Source organism: Actinomyces israelii (genome assembly GCF_030253495.1).
In the GTDB taxonomy this organism is placed as follows: Bacteria; Actinomycetota; Actinomycetes; order Actinomycetales; family Actinomycetaceae; genus Actinomyces; species Actinomyces israelii.
Genome location: NZ_CP124548.1, coordinates 3625399 through 3641560, shown reverse-complemented (window position 1 = coordinate 3641560; position 16162 = coordinate 3625399). Strand labels below are relative to the sequence as shown.

General features: G+C 72.8%; 12 protein-coding genes and 1 pseudogene. 10 read left to right on the top strand and 3 right to left on the bottom strand.

Features of this window, described 5'->3' with window-relative positions:
- Positions 1-305: 305 nt before the first annotated feature.
- Complete coding sequence (locus tag AIF0345_RS15140) at positions 306-2744, top strand: PKD domain-containing protein (protein ID WP_285296597.1); 2439 nt, start codon at positions 306-308, stop codon at positions 2742-2744.
- Here AIF0345_RS15140 and AIF0345_RS15135 read toward each other — a convergent pair.
- A pseudogene (locus AIF0345_RS15135) lies at positions 2672-3886 on the bottom strand (uroporphyrinogen decarboxylase); the annotation flags it as partial. The gene AIF0345_RS15140 and the pseudogene AIF0345_RS15135 sit on opposite strands and share 73 nt — an antisense overlap.
- Before the next feature lie 241 nt (positions 3887-4127).
- On the opposite strand from AIF0345_RS15135, the gene AIF0345_RS15130 reads away from it, so the two are divergent.
- From AIF0345_RS15130 to hemQ, 3 genes are read left to right on the top strand one after another with little or no spacing between them, the layout of a single operon-like run.
- Positions 4128-5630: a glutamyl-tRNA reductase gene (locus tag AIF0345_RS15130; RefSeq protein ID WP_285296596.1), complete on the top strand. Its 1503-nt coding sequence runs from the start codon at positions 4128-4130 to the stop codon at positions 5628-5630.
- Entirely contained in the window at positions 5627-6997 is a 1371-nt protein-coding gene (locus AIF0345_RS15125; protein ID WP_268917331.1) for a ferrochelatase, read from the top strand. Before AIF0345_RS15130 ends, AIF0345_RS15125 begins: the two co-directional genes overlap by 4 nt.
- A complete protein-coding gene (hemQ, locus tag AIF0345_RS15120) occupies positions 6994-7800 on the top strand; it encodes a hydrogen peroxide-dependent heme synthase (RefSeq protein WP_043561014.1) in 807 nt (268 codons plus the stop codon). Before AIF0345_RS15125 ends, hemQ begins: the two co-directional genes overlap by 4 nt.
- A 220-nt stretch (positions 7801-8020) precedes the next feature.
- Here hemQ and AIF0345_RS15115 read toward each other — a convergent pair whose 3' ends face one another.
- Complete coding sequence (locus AIF0345_RS15115) at positions 8021-9169, bottom strand: glycosyltransferase (RefSeq protein WP_268917330.1); 1149 nt, start codon at positions 9167-9169, stop codon at positions 8021-8023.
- A gap of 1 nt (position 9170) precedes the next feature.
- Positions 9171-10217: a phosphodiester glycosidase family protein gene (locus AIF0345_RS15110; RefSeq protein WP_268917329.1), complete on the bottom strand. Its 1047-nt coding sequence runs from the start codon at positions 10215-10217 to the stop codon at positions 9171-9173.
- A gap of 410 nt (positions 10218-10627) precedes the next feature.
- Between AIF0345_RS15110 and dnaK the strand changes: the two genes are divergently transcribed.
- From dnaK to AIF0345_RS15080, 6 genes are all read left to right on the top strand, one after another.
- Complete coding sequence (gene dnaK / locus AIF0345_RS15105) at positions 10628-12487, top strand: molecular chaperone DnaK (protein WP_268917328.1); 1860 nt, start codon at positions 10628-10630, stop codon at positions 12485-12487.
- Complete coding sequence (locus AIF0345_RS15100) at positions 12484-13194, top strand: nucleotide exchange factor GrpE (protein ID WP_268917327.1); 711 nt, start codon at positions 12484-12486, stop codon at positions 13192-13194. The genes dnaK and AIF0345_RS15100 overlap by 4 nt, the downstream gene beginning before the upstream one ends.
- Before the next feature lie 63 nt (positions 13195-13257).
- The gene (locus AIF0345_RS15095; protein ID WP_043561001.1) at positions 13258-14280 is read left to right on the top strand and encodes a DnaJ C-terminal domain-containing protein; all 1023 of its coding nucleotides are present in this window, start codon (positions 13258-13260) and stop codon (positions 14278-14280) included.
- Positions 14277-14738: a heat shock protein transcriptional repressor HspR gene (locus AIF0345_RS15090; RefSeq protein WP_043560998.1), complete on the top strand. Its 462-nt coding sequence runs from the start codon at positions 14277-14279 to the stop codon at positions 14736-14738. The genes AIF0345_RS15095 and AIF0345_RS15090 overlap by 4 nt, the downstream gene beginning before the upstream one ends.
- A 112-nt stretch (positions 14739-14850) precedes the next feature.
- Complete coding sequence (locus AIF0345_RS15085) at positions 14851-15309, top strand: hypothetical protein (protein WP_268917326.1); 459 nt, start codon at positions 14851-14853, stop codon at positions 15307-15309.
- A 7-nt stretch (positions 15310-15316) separates the two neighbouring features.
- Positions 15317-16138 carry a regulatory protein RecX gene (locus AIF0345_RS15080; protein WP_268917325.1) on the top strand — a complete coding sequence of 274 codons (822 nt, stop codon included), beginning with the start codon at positions 15317-15319 and terminating at the stop codon, positions 16136-16138.
- Positions 16139-16162 lie beyond the last annotated feature (24 nt).

Genomic DNA, 16162 nt, shown 5'->3' with positions numbered 1-16162 from the left:
TGGAGGGCCCGCGGAGGGCCAGCGGCGGTTGAGTGGGGAGCGGCGCGCGCTCCTCGGCGACTGTACCGGCGCCGGGCCGGCACCCTCTCCTCAGCCGGGCCCCGGCGCCGGCGGGGCCCGGGGAATTGTTGTCAGACGGTGACCATGCGGGCGTTGACGCTGCACATCCGGCTCGTTAATTTTAGGGCGTTGGCTCCCTGGCTCTCAACAATCCTGTGTGCGACGACGCGCCGGCGCGCGCCGGTTCGGTTTCCGGACCTGCGCGCCCTTTCCCCTCCCTTACAATTCCCTTAGAAGGTTCCCTGATGAATGAGACAGAACGATCTCGCCCCCTCGTCCCCCTGCTTATTCTTCTGGCGGTCACTCTCGTTTTCTCGGTCCTGCTGCCGATGTCCGCTCCGGCCCGCGCGGCAGCGGGCTCGGGTTCGCTGAATGTGACGCTGAACGTCGTTATCCTCGGAGACTCCTACTCATCCGGAAGCGGGGCCGGCGACTACGAGGCCGAGAACCCGAGTGACCCGGACGGCCCGGCCTACCGCAGCCGCAACAGCTGGGCGCACCACTACGTGGGCTGGCTCAACGAGCAGGGCGCGCACGCGACGCTCACGACCCTCGCCCGCAGCGGCGCCACGGCCGAGGACGTCGCGAACGGGCAGATCGGCGCAATGCCCGCCGACACCGATCTGGTGATGCTCGCGGTCGGCGGGGCCGATGTGGGCGTCCCGGCCATTGCGAAGCGGTGCTTCGTCCCCGGGTCGCGCAGCGCGTCCGGCTGCCGGGAGACGGTTGAGGCCGCCGGCAGGCGCCTGGAGAGCGCGACGGTCGACAAGGGAGTGGCCGTGCCGAGCGTGAGGTCGCAGACCCGGAGCATCCTCGAGGCGCTCGACGCGAAGCTCGCCGACGGTGCGCAGGTGGTGCTGGTGAGCTACCCGTACCCGGTGATGGACAGGTCGTACCGGCTCTCCGGCGCGGGCGGGGAGGTCTATGACGCCGGGGCGGGGGTGCGGAGCCTGAGTGAGAAGATGAGGGAGTCCCAGTCGGCCCTGGTTGATGAGTGGAACGCGGTGCGCTCCAGCACCCTGAAGGTCACCTGCATCGACTCCACGGCAGCGGCCTTCTCCGGCCATGAGCCCGATCCGTCGGCCGGCGTCCGCAATGACCGCCGGTGGATCAACGGGGCCTGGGAGACCGAGGGGGACCTGGGCGAGGACGGGACGACGGTGTCGCGTCTCAGCGGCGATGCCAGCACCTTCTACCAGCTCAACAAGATCGGTCACGAGCAGATCGCCGAGCTTATCGAGGAGCGGGTCGGCGTGCCCGGCAACGCCAGGCCGGCCGCGCCCTCCAGCGCGGGCACCGATATCGTCTTCGTGGTGAGCGCCGCGGCCTCCGTGTCCGACGACGTGGCCGCCCTGCGCGCGAGTATGCGCTCGATCGCGGACAGGGCCGGGGCGTCCTCGTCGTCGTGCAGATTCGCCCTGGTGTCCTACGGGGGTGGCGCCGGCGATGAGCGTGCCCGCACCGACGTGGACTTCACCGCCGATGCCGCCGCCGTCGAGAACGGCCTGGACTCCCTGGCTCGCGGCGGAGGCGCCGGTGAGGTCGGTCGTGCGAGCGCCCCCGTCTACTCCGGCATTATGCGGGCCATGGGGCTGAGCTGGCGGTCCGGGGCGAGAAGAGAGGTGATCGTGATCGGGGACGCGCCTGCCGGAGACCCCGAGCCGGGCACCGGCTACACCGCCGCCTCGGTGGCCCGGGCGGCCCGGGCGGCCCGCGGGGGCGCCCAGGTCACCATTTACGGCATTAGCGCCGGCGGCTCCGCGAGCCTCGAGTCCCTCGAGTCCCTCGGGGCCCTGGCGTCGGCCAGCGGCGGCAGCGCAGCGGAGGCGGGCTCCCCGGACGACCTGCCCGGGCTGGTCGACAGCGACATCACGGCCGAGACGTCCAGGCCCTTCGCCTGGGTCCAAGGGGGCGCCGTCGTCAAGGCCGGCGACGCGCTGATCGTCGACGCGTCGGCCTCGTACGCCACGAGCGGCCGGATCGTCTCCTACGAGTGGGACTTCGACGGCGACGGCGCCTACGACCAGACCACCGCGACGCCCAGGGTCGAGCATGTCTTCCCCGATGAGCGGGGCGGCGTCGTCGGGGTGCGAGTGACCCAGTCCGACGGCCGGAGCGCGACGGCCGCGTCCCCGCTCATGGTCACCGACGACGGCGATCAGACGCCGCGGGAGTCGGACAACTGCCCCGACACCGGCAACTGGGGGCAGACCGACTACGACTCCGACGGCGTCGGGGACGAGTGCGACCCCACCCCGGGGTTCCCCGCCGAGGACGCCCCCGGCGTCAGTGAGATCACCGGCAGCGCCCCCGCCGCCGCACCCGGCGACGAGTCCGCGGGCTCCGCGCCGGCCGAGCCCGCCGGCGCCCCCGTCGTCCTGCCGTCCGGGGCCGCGCCGGCGTCCTCCCGGGTCGAGGTGGGATCCTCCTCGATCGCCCGCACGGGGACCGACGCCCCCGCAGTGGTCCTGGCCTCCGTGGTCCTGACCACGGCCGGCGCCGTCGCCCTGCGCGTCCGAACCGATCTCGGTGCGGAGGTGAACCGATCTCGGTGCGGAGGTGAACCGATCTCGGCGGGGGCGTCCCAGCCGGCGAGTGCCACGCCCTCCCACTCGCCCGAGCCGTGCGCGCGTGCGACCACGCGGGTGAGCGTATCCGGGTCCGTGGACGGCGGCACCCCGTGACCGAGGTTGACGACGTGCCCGTCCGCGGCGCGCCCCGCCTCCAGGCAGGCGTCCACGGCCGGAGCCAGGACATCCCAGGGAGCGGCCAGCAGCGCCGGGTCCAGGTTGCCCTGGACGACGACGGGACCGGCGCCGTCGGCCCGCAGCCGGCCGATGGCCCAGCCCAGGTCCGTGCGGTCGTCCACGCCGACGGCGCACCCGCCGTCGCCCCCCGCTCCCGCGGCCCGCATGTCCGCCAGGATCCGGGCCGTACCTGTGCCGAAGTGGATCAGCGGGACGCGGGAGCCGGTGGTGGGCGAGACCGCCTCGCGGGCGATGTCCAGGGCCAGGGCGGAGTAGGGGGCCACCCGCTCGCGGTAGTCCGCCGGGGACAGGGACCCGGCCCAGGAGTCGAAGAGCTGGGCGGCGCTCGCCCCCGCGCGCACCTGGGCGGCGATGAAGGCGCCGGTGGTCCGGGCGCACCAGGTCATGAGGGCGTCCCAGGAGGCGGGGTCGGCGCGCATGAGGGTGCGCGCGGCCAGGTGGTCCCGGCTCGGACGGCCCTCGACGAGGTAGGCCGCCAGGGTGAACGGCGCGCCGCCGAAGCCGATGAGCGGGGTCCACGACGCCCGCCCGCGCGACTCGGCCAGGCCGGCGCGGGCGCGCTCGGCCAGACCGGGGCCGCCGCCCGGCGCGGCGGGGGTCCCCAGTTCGACGACGGCGGCGCGCACCCCGGCCTCGACGGCGCGCGCGCCCGCCTCCCCGGCGGCGCCCTGCCCGTAGCGACGGGCGGTCAGGCGGGCGACGTCGTCGGGCGTGCGCACCGGATCGCCGACGACGGGGCCCACGCCCGGCTCGATCCGCACGTCCAGGCCCGCCACGCGCAGCGGCACCATAATGTCGGAGAAGAAGACGGCGGCGTCCACCCCGTGGCGCCGCACGGGCTGGAGCGTGATCTCGGCCGCGAGCCCGGGGGTCAGGCAGGCCTCGAGCATGCCCAGGCCGGCCCGCCTCCGCAGCTCCCGGTACTCAGGCAGGCTCCGCCCCGCCTGGCGCATGAACCACACGGGGGTGCGCGCGGGGCGGGCGCCCGCGAGCGCCGCGAGCAGGGCTGGCGCGGCGGCGGGGCCGCCTCCGCCCGAATTTGGTGAGGAATCTGTCATGAAAACTCCCTGAATGCGGTTGAGGCGACACCACGTGCCGTTAACGGATGTTAACCGACGTCATTTCCCCGGCGCGCCCCCGACGTCCGCACGGGGGCTTTTGACGCCCGGAATCGCAACGCAGACCGTAATATGACGGTATGTCAGAACGCAATTTTGACACATTGTCGCGATAGCCGGGCCCTATGCCGCGGTCGGTGTTGGAACCCCGCTGCCGGGAGATGCTTAACTAGCGCTCGCTGTGACCGTTCACCTTCTCTCCGCCGACCACCGCGCCCAGGGCCTGGAGGCAGTCTCCCGCCTGGGCGGCGTCTCCGCGCGACTCGGGCCCGACCTGCTGCGCGCCGTCCGGGGGATCGACGGCGTCCTCGTCCTGGGCACCTGCAACCGCCTGGCGATCCTTCTGGACGCCCCCGAGGGCTCGCCGGCCGAGGACCTGCGCGACGCCGTGACCGACTTCCTCGCCGAGCGCTCGGGAGCAGGCGAGCCCGTCCGCCTGAGCCTGTGGTCCGATCGGGCCGCGCACCGCGAGCTCTTCGCCACCGCGGCCGGGCTGGAGTCGATGGTGGTCGGCGAGCGCGAGATCGCCGGCCAGCTGCGCCGCGCTCTGATCCTCGCCACCGCCGAGGGCACCGTCACCGGGGCCATTACCCGCGCCGTCGAGCACGCCTCGGCCGTCTCCCGGCGCGTGGCCGCCCGGACCGCGCTGGCCGGCACCGGCCGCAGCGTCGTCGCCGTCGGCCTGGAGCTCGCAGCGCGCCGCCTGCCGCCGCCCGAGGGGGTGCGCGCCCTCATCGTCGGCACGGGCGCCTACGCGGGCGCCACCGTCACCGCCCTGCGCAACCGCGGGATCCGCGACATCGGGGTCCACTCCCGGTCCGACCGCGCCAGGGAGTTCGCCGCCGGGCACCGCGTGCGCGCCGTCGATAAGGACGAGCTGCCGCGCTCGCTGGCGCAGGCCGACCTCGTCGTCACCTGCCGGGGGCTGGGCGCTCCCGTCCTGACCCGGGGGCTGGTCGCCTCGGCCACGGGCCTGCGCCGGAGCGCCGGGCCCGCAGCGCCGCACGGGGGCGCCGGGCCCGCAGCGCGCCCCCTGGTCGTGCTCGACCTCGCCCTGAGCCGCGACGTCGAGCGGTCCGTCGGCTCCCTGCCCGGCGTCCTGCTCATCGACCTGCCCAGTGTGCAGCGCGCCGTACCCGACGTCGAGGCCTCCCAGGTCGATGCGGCGCGGCGGATCGTGGCCGAGGAGGCGGCGGGCTTCGAGCGGGTGCGGGCCGGGCGCCGCATGGACCCGGTCGTGCGGCGGCTGCGCAGCGGCGTCGGCGCCGTCGTCGAGGAGGAGATCGCCCGCCTGCGCCCTGCGGACGGCCGCGTCGACGCCGAGGACGCAGCCCGCGCGCTGCACCGGCTGGCCGCCCGCCTGCTGCACCACCCCAGCGTCGCCGCGCGCGCCGCCGGGGAGGCCGGCCGCGAGCGGGAGTATCTCGCGGCCCTCGACCTCGTGGTCGGCCCGGAGGTCGCCGCCGGGCTGCGCGACGGCGTCCGCCCGCCCGCGGCCTGCCCCGCCCGCGAGGCTCAGGGCGCCGGGGGCGCCGAGGACGCGGGTGTGGAGCGGGGGGCCGCCGACCTCCCGACGATTCCGACTCGGCCGGCTGCCCCGACCGCCGGCGACTGGCCGGACTGGCGGGACGAGCCGCTCGCCGGGCTCGCTGTGATGTCGGAGCTCTCGGGAGGGCGCGCATGACGGATCCACTGGCCCCCTACGACGCCGTCCTGCTGCTGTCTTACGGCGGCCCGCAGGGCCCCGACGACGTCCTGCCCTTCATGCGCAACGCCACCGCCGGGCGGGGCGTGCCCGACTCCCGGCTCCTGCAGGTCTCCGGCCACTACGGCCGCTTCGGCGGCGTCTCGCCGATCAACGCCCGCAACGCCGAGCTGCTGGAGGCGCTGCGGGCCGAGCTCGCCGCCCGCGGCTCGCGCCTGCCCGTGGTCATCGGCAACCGGAACTGGCGCCCCTTCGTCTCCGAGGCCCTGCGCGCTCTGGCCGACGGCGGGGCGCGCCGCGTCCTGGCGATCACGACCTCCGCCTACGGCTCCTACTCCGGCTGCCGGCAGTACCGCGAGGACGTGGCCGGGGCGCTGACCCTGCTCGCCGCCGGCGCCGACGGGAGCACCGGGCGGGGCGCCGAGGCCGACGCCGCCGCACGGGTGGGGGGCGCGGGCGGGGCGCCGGTGGAGCTCGTAGTGGACAAGACCCGCCCCTTCTACAACACCGAGGGCATGCTGAGGGCCAATGTCGACGCCATTGCCGAGGCCTACGGGCGGATGGCCGAGCGGGGCCTGCCTCCGCAGAGCGTCAGGCTCGTGCTGGTCACCCACTCCGTGCCCGTCTCCATGGAGGAGCTCTCGGCGCCGGGTCCCGGCGAGGTAGTGCCGGATCTCGGCGGGGCGGCGCCGGTCGCCGCTCCGCGCCTTGAGCCGGGCGTGACCGCGGACCTGTCCACGGAGATCTCCTACGTGGAGCAGCACCGCCGTCTCATCGAGGTCCTCCTGCCCGCCCTGGCCGAGAGCCTCGGCCTGGAGGCGGCGCCCGGCCACGACCTCGTGTACTGCTCGCGCTCCGGGCCGCCGCACGCCCGCTGGCTCGAGCCGGATGTCAACGACCACCTGGAGGCCCTCGTGGGCGGCCGCCTGACCGATGGCACGCCCGTGCGCCCGCCCGTCGGCGTCGTCGTCGCGCCCATCGGCTTCGTGGCCGACCACATGGAGGTCGTCTTCGACCTGGACACCGAGGCCGCGCAGACCGCCGCCCGCCTGGGCCTGCCCTACGTGCGGGCCGCGACCGCCGGGACGCACCCGGCCCTGGTGTCCTCCCTGGCGGACGTGCTCGCGGAGCGGGCCGCCGTGGCTCGCGGCGAGGAGGTCCGCCCGGCGTCGACCACCGGCGTCGGCCCCTTCCACACCGTCTGCCCGCCCCAGTGCTGCCGGCCGGAGACCCGCTCCGCCCGCGGTCGCGGGATGCGCCCGACCGCGAAATCACTCCCATCGGTGTCCGCAAGCCCGCATACTGCTCCTGATACTGCTCTCGTCAATGAAGGAAGCACGCGATGACGAACCATGACGCCTCCCAGCCCACTGCCGACTCGGGTGCGGGCGATCCGCGCCTGCACCGCTTCGAGGACGAGGAGCGCCGCCCCTACCGCGACCCGCGCGACGCCACCGACGTCGATTTCGACGCCGTCAACAACCGGCACCACTACGCCCTCTACGCCGTCTACTGCCTGGTGGCGCCTCTGCCGGCTCTGGAGGACACGCGCCGCCGGCTGGTCGGGGAGTCGAACTTCTTCGTCGACCAGTCCGAGGTCACGACCCGCGGCTGGTACGACGTGGCCGGGTTCCGCTCGGATGCCGACCTCATGATCTGGTGGCTCGACGACGACCCCGAGAAGCTCCAGGACGCCAGCCACCGGCTGCGCGCCAGCGCGCTGGGCCGGTACCTGGAGCCCGTGTGGTCCTGCATGGGGCTGCACACGCCCGCCGAGTTCAACAGCCGGCACATTCCGGCCTGCCTGGGGGGCGTCGCCCCGCGCGACTGGTGCATGGTCTACCCGTTCGTGCGCAGCTACGACTGGTACCTGCTGCCCGCCGAGGAGCGCTCGCGCATTATGGCCGCGCACGGCCGCAACGGGTTCTCGAAGTACCCGGACGTCAAGGGCTCCACGCTGTCGGCCTTCGGCATGAGCGACTACGAGTGGATTCTCGCCTTCGAGGCCGACACCCTGGACCGCCTGGAGGGCGTCATCCACCACCAGCGCTACACCGAGGCCCGGCTTCACGTGCGCCAGGACACGCCCTTCTACACGGGGTCCCGCGTGAGCCCGCGCGAGTGGGCGGAGCGCCAGCCGCGCGCCTGACCTCGACGAGCCCCCGAGGGCGGGGGGAGAGTCCCGGGGGCGAGGGGGGCCAGACGCGGCCGCCCCCTTCCGCCGAGATCGGTTCACTTCCGGCTCGAGATCGGTTCTGGTGCGGGTGGTTGATGCCGGTGTCTGGCGGTGATGCCGCCGTTGGCCTGGCCCCGCTGCTCGGCACCATCCCACCCTCTGAAACACCCCCACGCCGCGCACCAGCCGGTTCTCAGGCCCTCTCGCGGAACACGACCCGGCGCTGGATCGCATAGCTGGTCATGTAGATCGCGCTGTCGCCCACGACCTTGGCAATGCCCAGCGGGATGCCGATACCGGTCAGCACGGCCAGCGCGAGATAGCTCGCCGCGACCAGGGCGAGGGCAAGCGCCACGTAGCGCACCGCCGTGCGCCCCACCGTCCCCGGCGCCGCCCGGAAGACGCGACGGTTCATGAAGAAGTTGGCGGTGCCGCTGATCAGCCTCGCCCCCACCACGCTCGCCAGCAGGTTCCCGGTGAGCAGGTGCAGCACCATGACCCCGACCCAGTCGATGACGAAGCTCGCCAGCGACGCCCCCGTGAAGCGCAGCAGCGGGGCGTAGATCCGCGCCGAGTCCCGCAGCGGACGGAAGTGGGAGGAGGTGTTGCCGGGCTCGTAGACCGTGGCGATCTCGACCTCCTCGACCGCCATCCCCAGCTCGCGGGCCCGCAGCAGGGCCGACAACTCGTACTCGTACCGGTTGCCGGGGACCTCCATCAGCCACTCCAGCCCGCCGGCCGGGTAGCCGCGCAGACCGGTCTGGGTGTCGCGCAGCCGCCACCCGGTCGCCCCGCGGAACAGCAGCGCGGTCGCCCGGTTGCCCAGCCGGCTGCGCAGGGGCACCGGCCCGGTGAAGGCCCGCACGCCCAGCGTCATGCGGCCGGTCTCGCGGACCCGGCGCGCCACCGCGGCGATGTCGGCGGGCGTGTGCTGCCCGTCGGCGTCGGCGCACACGACGTCGGCGTCCGGCCACAGCTCCGCCACCCGTGCCAGGCCGGTGCGCAGGGCCGCGCCCTTGCCCGCGTTGGCCGGGTAGCCGGTGACCGCGGCGCCGGCGGCGCGGGCCGCGGCGAGCACGTGCTCGTGGGCGGGGCCGGAGCCGTCGTCGACGACGAGCACCTGCGCGCCGGGCAGCCGGCGGCGGATGTCGGTCACCAGGCCGGCCAGCCGGGCGTCGGGCTGGTAGGCGGGCACGAGCACCGCCAGACGGGCGGGACGGGCCCGCCCTCCCCGGGCCGCAGCGCCCCGCCCCGGCGTCGGGCGCGTCGGGCTCCCGGCGGGGGAGCGGCGGCCGGGGGCGATGCGGGGGCGGACCGGGACGGGGCCTGTCTGCACGCTCATCTCATGCCCCCCTGGTGATGTAGAGGATGTCGGAGGTGGCGCGCTCGCCCCCGTTGGAGGGCCGGTTGACGATCCGCCCGCCCCAGTACATGGCCGAGGAGCCCCCGCCGTCGAGGTTGTAGGCGGCCCGGCAGCCGAGGCCGGCCATGATCCGGGCGAGCTCGGTCATGGTGACTCCGCGCGAGTAGCCCTCGTCACGGCCATCGACGACGACGAACATGTAGTGGTCGGTCTCCACCCACCCGAGGGCGGTGCGCGGCTGCGTCCCCTGGATGGAGTGGTTGCCGAAGTTCGTGTCGACCTCGACGCTGTCGATCCCGGCGGGGATCTGCCCGTCCCTGACCAGGGCGGGGCCGAAGGACAGCGTGTTCCACGCCCCGGCGTCCAGGAGGGCCTGGGCGCCGGTGGAGGTCTCGTCGTAGATCTCGCAGCGGCCGTCGGAGTAGAAGACCATGCCGTCGCGCACGCCGTCGTCGCGGTAGACCACGCCGTTGCGGATGAGGATGCCGTCGGTGCGGAAGCCGTAGTAGTCGCCGTTGATGGCCAAGACGGCGTCGTGCTCGGCGGCGATCCGGCTCGGCTTGGCGGTGATGTTGGTGCCGTACTCGTTGTTGGCGAAGGCGCTGCGGACGGCGGTGGCGTCGGTGACGGTGATGTCGGCCGTGTAGTAGGTGACGGTGTCGTCCCCGGAGCCGGTGGCGACCGTGCCGATCGCGATCGAGGTGAGCGAGGATGTGTAGGAGGTGTCGGTGATTGTAATGCTGGACGCGTCGGCGGTCGCGGCCGAGGTCGCGGCGGCGTTCTCGGCCTCGTAGGCCTCGACGTCGGTGATCTCGGTGTGGTCGATGACGAAGCGGTTGAGCGCCCAGGCGCTGGTGCCGGTGGCGGCCAGGCCCAGGGCGGCGGCGCCGCCCAGCAGAATATTGCGGCGCGTGTGGCGGCGGTGCTGCCCGGGCGGGGGCGCGGCGGTGGCGGCTGAACCGGTGGTTCCGGCGGGGTCGGCCGGGGCGGCGGCGTGCGGGGCCGGTGGATGGTGCTTGCTCGACATGGTTCCACCGTGTCGAGCCGGCGTGTGGCGCGCGCAGGTCCCTCTTGTGGGTCTTCTGTGAAAAGACGGCGGTGACCAGCGGAACGGCGTTCGGCGGGCCCGTCATGGTCAGGCCCGCGGGCATGGTGAGGATGGTGCCGGGCGGGCGCTTCGAACCGGTCTCGGTGCGGAGATCTACCGATCTCGGCAAAAGGGTGCCGGGGTGCTCCGGCTCGGGGGAGGCAGGTCCTGTGGCGCACCGCATACGGCCCGGAGCGGCGGCGCGGAATAGAACCTCCCGCGCTGAAGTTGAGTTCAGCAGGCTCAAGATTGAGGACGGCGAAGTTGACACGGCTCCGCTCAACCGCAATCCTGAATGCATACCACTCAACATCAACCGTCGCTCCGTCAGGAGCAGCAAGGAGTCTTCCATGGCACGCGCCGTCGGTATCGACCTCGGTACCACCAACTCCGCCATCGCCGTCCTCGAGGGCGGCGAGCCCACCATCATCCCCAACGCCGAGGGCGGCCGCACGACCCCCTCCGTCGTCGCCTTCTCCAAGTCCGGCGAGGTCCTCGTCGGCGAGGTGGCCAAGCGCCAGGCCGTCACCAATGTCGACCGCACCATCTCCTCGGTCAAGCGCCACATGGGCACCGACTGGTCCGTCACCATCGACGGCAAGAAGTACACGGCCCAGGAGATCAGCGCCCGCATCCTGGCCAAGCTCAAGGCCGACGCCGAGGCCTACCTGGGCGAGACCGTCACCAACGCGGTCATCACCGTCCCGGCCTACTTCAACGACGCCGAGCGCCAGGCCACCAAGGAGGCCGGCACCATTGCGGGCCTGAGCGTGGACCGCATCGTCAACGAGCCCACCGCCGCGGCCCTGGCCTACGGCCTGGACAAGGGCAAGGAGGACGAGCTCATCCTCGTCTTCGACCTGGGCGGCGGCACCTTCGACGTCTCCCTGCTGGAGGTCGGCAAGGACGAGGACGGCTTCGCCACCATCCAGGTGCGCGCCACCAACGGCGACAACCGCCTGGGCGGCGACGACTGGGACGCCCGCATCGTGGACTGGCTCGTCAAGCAGGTCAAGTCCAAGGACGGCGTCGACCTGTCCAAGGACAAGATCGCCATGCAGCGCCTGAGGGACGCCGCCGAGCAGGCCAAGAAGGAGCTGTCGTCCGCGACGAGCACCAACATCAACCTGCAGTACCTGTCCATGAGCGAGTCCGGCCCCATCCACCTGGACGAGAAGCTCACCCGCTCCCACTTCGAGGAGATGACCGCCGACCTCCTGGAGCGCACCAAGGTGCCCTTCCACAACGTCATCAAGGACGCCAGCGTCTCCCTGTCCGAGATCGACCACGTCGTGCTGGTGGGCGGCTCCACCCGCATGCCCGCCGTCGCCCAGGTGGTGCGCGAGCTGACCGGCGGCAAGGAGCCCAACAAGGGCGTCAACCCGGACGAGGTCGTCGCCATCGGCGCCTCCCTCCAGGCCGGCGTCATCCAGGGCGACCGCAAGGACGTCCTGCTCATTGACGTCACCCCCCTGTCGCTGGGCATCGAGACCAAGGGCGGGGTCATGACCAGGCTCATCGAGCGCAACACGGCCATCCCGACCAAGCGCTCCGAGGTCTTCTCCACCGCCGAGGACAACCAGCCCTCCGTGCTCATCCAGGTCTACCAGGGCGAGCGCGAGTTCGCCCGCGACAACAAGCCGCTGGGCACCTTCGAGCTCACCGGCATCGCCCCGGCCCCGCGCGGTATCCCGCAGATCGAGGTCTCCTTCGACATCGACGCCAACGGCATCGTCCACGTCTCCGCCAAGGACCGCGGCACCGGCAAGGAGCAGTCCATGACCATCTCCGGCGGCTCGGCCCTGCCCAAGGAGGACATCGACCGCATGGTCAAGGACGCCGAGGCGCACGCCGCCGAGGACAAGAAGCGCCGCGAGGACGCCGAGACCCGCAACACCGCCGAGCAGCAGGCCTACTCCGTGGAGAAGCTCCTCAAGGACAACAAGGACAAGCTGCCCGAGGCCGTCCACTCCGAGGTCTCCGGCGCCGTCGATGACCTCAAGAAGGCCCTCGAGGGCTCGGACATCGAGCCCGTCAAGACCGCCCAGGAGAAGCTGAGCGAGGTCGCCCAGAAGATCGGCGAGGCCCTCTACCAGCACGACCAGGCCCAGCAGGCCCAGACCTCCGCCGCCGGCGCCTCCTCCGAGGCCCCGGCCGAGGACGACGGCATTGTTGACGCCGAGATCATTGACGACGAGGACTCCAAGTGAGTGACGAGAACACCGGGCGCACGGACAACGGAGACGGCGGGGAGCAGGTAGACCCCGCCCTGGCGGAGGCTGTCGATTCCGCCTTCGACGGTGTCGTGCTGGATGAGTCGGGCAACCCGGTCGCCCCTGCGGGGGAGGCCGGGGAGGCCGAGGGCTCCGGGGGGGCCGACGACGGCGGGGCCCGGGCTGCCGGGTCCGCCCGGGCTGCCGGGGCCTCTGAGCCCGCTGGGCCCTCTGAGCCCGCCGAGACCTCCGAGCTCGAGCGGGCCCGGGCACAGGCCGCGCAGGCGGCCGACGACCTGGCCCGGGCGCGCGCCGACCTGTACAACCTCCAGCAGGAGTACCAGGGCTTCGTGCGCCGCTCCCGCGAGGGGGCCGCGGGGCACCGGGAGACCGGGCAGGCCGCCGTCGTCGAGGCCCTCATCCCGGTCCTCGACGAGATCGAGCTGGCCCGTCAGCACGGGGACCTCACCGGCACCTTCGAGACCACCGCGGGCAAGCTTGAGGCGATCCTGGCCGACAAGTTCGGCCTGGTGCGCTTCGGCGAGGTGGGCGAGGTCTTCGACCCGACGATCCACGAGGCCCTCATGGCCACCGAGTCGGACGAGGTCAGCGAGCCCTCCATCTCCCTGGTCCTGCAGCCGGGCTACCGCCTGGGTGAGAGGATCGTGCGGGCCGCTCGCGTCCAGGTCGCGAACCCCGCCTGACCCACCCGCACACGCACGAAAGACAGAAACACGACTACCACCCAGACAAGGAGGCGGTGACCCGTGGCCAGCCAGGACTGGATGACCAAGGACTTCTACGCGGTCCTCGGCGTCGCCAAGGACGCCGACTCCGCAGCCATTAAGAAGGCCTACCGGACCCTCGCCAAGAAGTACCACCCGGACCGCAACCCCGACGACGCCGCCGCGGCTGAGAAGTTCAAGGAGATCGGGGAGGCCTACGCGGTCCTGTCCGACGCCAAGGAGCGCCAGCAGTACGACGCCATCCGCTCCATGGCCGGAGGCGGGGCCCGCTTCACCTCCGGCACCGGGGGCGGCGCCGGCGCCGGCTTCGAGGACATCTTCTCCTCGATGTTCGGCGGCGGTGGCGGCAACGTCCGCTTCACCACGTCGGGCGGCGCCGACCCCGACATCGACGAGCTCCTGCGCCAGTTCGGGGCGGCCGGCGGTGCGGGCGGCTTCGGCGGGCGGCGCTCCCGCGGCCCCTTCGGCTTCGGGGGCTTCGGCTCCCAGCCCGAGCCCGTCAAGGGCCCCGACGTGATCACCAGCGCGACCCTGTCGCTGCGCGACGCCGTCGCCGGGACCACCGTCGAGCTCACCGCCGACGGGCGGACCATGACCGTGCGCATTCCCGCGGGCGTGCACAACGGCCAGAAGATCCGCCTGCGCGGCAAGGGCCGTCCCGGGCGCGACGGCGGCGAGAACGGCGACATGGTCATCACCATCACCGTCGCCAAGCACCCCGTCTACTCCATCGACGGCGTCAACCTGCGCATGGACCTGCCGGTCACCCTCAAGGAGGCGGCGCTGGGCGCAACCGTCGAGGTGCCGCTCCTGGACGGGACGACCACCCGCATCAAGATCAAGGCCGGCACGTCCTCGGGCACCGTCATGCGGGTGCGCGGCAAGGGGGTCGTCACCTCCAAGAAGACCGGGGACCTGCTCGTCACCATCCAGGTCGCCGTGCCCCGGAGGCTCTCGCGCGCGGCCAAGGACGCCCTGGAGGCCTTCGACGCCGCCATGGAGTCCGACCCGCGCGCCTCGCTGGCCCGGGAGGCGTCGCAGTGAGCCCGCGGCGCCGCACCGGCCAGAGCGTCGACTTCCCAGCCGACGACGCCGCCGAGCGCGCCGTCTACGTCATCTCGGTGGCGGCCGAGCTGGCCGGCATGCACCCGCAGACGCTGCGCCAGTACGACCGCCTCGGGCTCGTCAGCCCCGCCCGCACCTCCGGGCGGGGCCGACGCTACTCACACCGCGACGTCGAACGGCTGCGGCGCGTCCAGGCCCTGAGCCAGGACGGCGTCAACCTGGAGGGCATCCGGCGTATCCTGGATCTCGAGCGCCGCCTGGAGGCCCTTGAGCGCGAGAACCGCGCCCTGCGCCTGCGCCAGGCGGCTGCCGAGCGGATCTTCGCCGCGGCCGCCGACGGCGAGGTCCAGGTCGTGCCCGCCCGCACCGGCCGGACGGGGCGGAGTGCGGCGCCGAGGACGTCTGTGGGCGGCGCCATGATCCTGCCCCGTTTCTGACGTCGTCGTGACCGGCGTATCCTGGCCGAGATCAGAACGTGATCCTCTGTCCGGAGCCTCCGGCCCCGTGACTATAGTGTGCGAGTACTCCCAACGACGAAGGAAGTTCGCCATGACTCAACCTCCCAATCCCGGACAGCCCTACATCCCACCCACCTCCGCGCCGTCGGCCCCGGGCGCCCCGGGCGCCTACAACCCGCAGCAGTTCGCGGCCCAGAACACCCAGTACGTCCCCACCGGCGCGGTGCCGCAGCAGCCGGGCATGGCTCCGGCCGGGGACTCCGTCTTCACCAACCTGTTCGACGCCGGCCGCTCCTTCGCGGCCAAGTACGGCACGATCGTCATGATCGTCGGCACCATCGGCTTCGCACTGTCCTGGCTCTACACGTCCTACAAGGCGGGCGTCTCGCTGTCCTTCTCCTCTCTTTCCGGCTCGGAGTTCGACGTCGGCAAGTTCCTCATCGACCTGCTCGTGAACCTGCCCTGGGTCCTGACCGAGATCCTGGGGCTGCGCCTTGTGCTTGAGATCGCGGCGAAGGTCGGTGGTCCCGCAGGTGGCCGTCAGGGCTGAGTCACGCGTGGCGCGCTACGAGACCGAGGACGGCCAGCCCCTTTACGGCAAGCGTCTGAGCCCCGAGGAGCTGGCGGCCTACCTGCACGAGCAGAGACTCGAGCGGTCGTCGGCCTCGCCTGCGGACTCCGACTGGCAGACGGCCCCGGCGACGACGTCGTTCGGGTCGCCTGCGGGGGACACCGAGGCCGACCGCGGGGGCAGCGGCCCGGATCCGTATGCGCGCGCGCCCGGAGACGGACTGGTCCGACTGGCGGCCCCTCTACCGCCCGTGCGCGAGTACACGGGCCTGGGGGCCGACACGGGCTTCAGCACCCAGCCCCGCGCGAGGCGCCGACCCTGGCGCATGGCGGTGATCGGCCTGGTCCTTCTGTTCGTCGTGCCGCTGGTCCTCGGCGCCGCCAGCATGTTCGTGGCGTTCGGGGGCTCCAGGGGCCTGGGCGAGCCGCTGGGCGAGGCCGGTACGGTGTACCTGGAGCAGGGGACCACCTCGGCCCTGTACACCTCGACCTTCGGCGGGACCACGACCGACTGCACCGTCACCGCTCCGAGCGGCGACACCGTGGCGCTGACCCCGCTGTCCGACACCATGCCCTACGCCTTGTACGCCTTGTTCGAGGCTCCCGGGACGGGCACGTTCACGGTGACCTGCCCCGCGGGGACTAGCAACGTCGTCATCGGACCGCCCCTGAACCTCTCGCGCATGCCGCTGATCATGCTGATGCTCCTGATCGCCGGGGTGTCCGGGCTGGTGGGCCTGGTGGTGACGATTCTCGCCACCGCCCGCCTGCTGCGCTACCGCTCCCTCGAACGCACCTACCAGTACTGAGACGTCCGAACGTCCAAGGCTCTG

Bases quoted from the DNA above. Each gene is read 5' to 3' on its own strand.
- AIF0345_RS15085 (WP_268917326.1), top strand. From the start codon at position 14,851: ATGACTCAACCTCCCAATCCCGGACAGCCCTACATCCCACCCACCTCC.
- AIF0345_RS15140 (WP_285296597.1), top strand. From the start codon at position 306: ATGAATGAGACAGAACGATCTCGCCCCCTCGTCCCCCTGCTTATTCTT.
- AIF0345_RS15125 (WP_268917331.1), top strand. From the start codon at position 5,627: ATGACGGATCCACTGGCCCCCTACGACGCCGTCCTGCTGCTGTCTTAC.
- hemQ (WP_043561014.1), top strand. From the start codon at position 6,994: ATGACGAACCATGACGCCTCCCAGCCCACTGCCGACTCGGGTGCGGGC.
- dnaK (WP_268917328.1), top strand. From the start codon at position 10,628: ATGGCACGCGCCGTCGGTATCGACCTCGGTACCACCAACTCCGCCATC.
- AIF0345_RS15115 (WP_268917330.1), bottom strand. From the start codon at position 9,169: ATGAGCGTGCAGACAGGCCCCGTCCCGGTCCGCCCCCGCATCGCCCCC.
- AIF0345_RS15110 (WP_268917329.1), bottom strand. From the start codon at position 10,217: ATGTCGAGCAAGCACCATCCACCGGCCCCGCACGCCGCCGCCCCGGCC.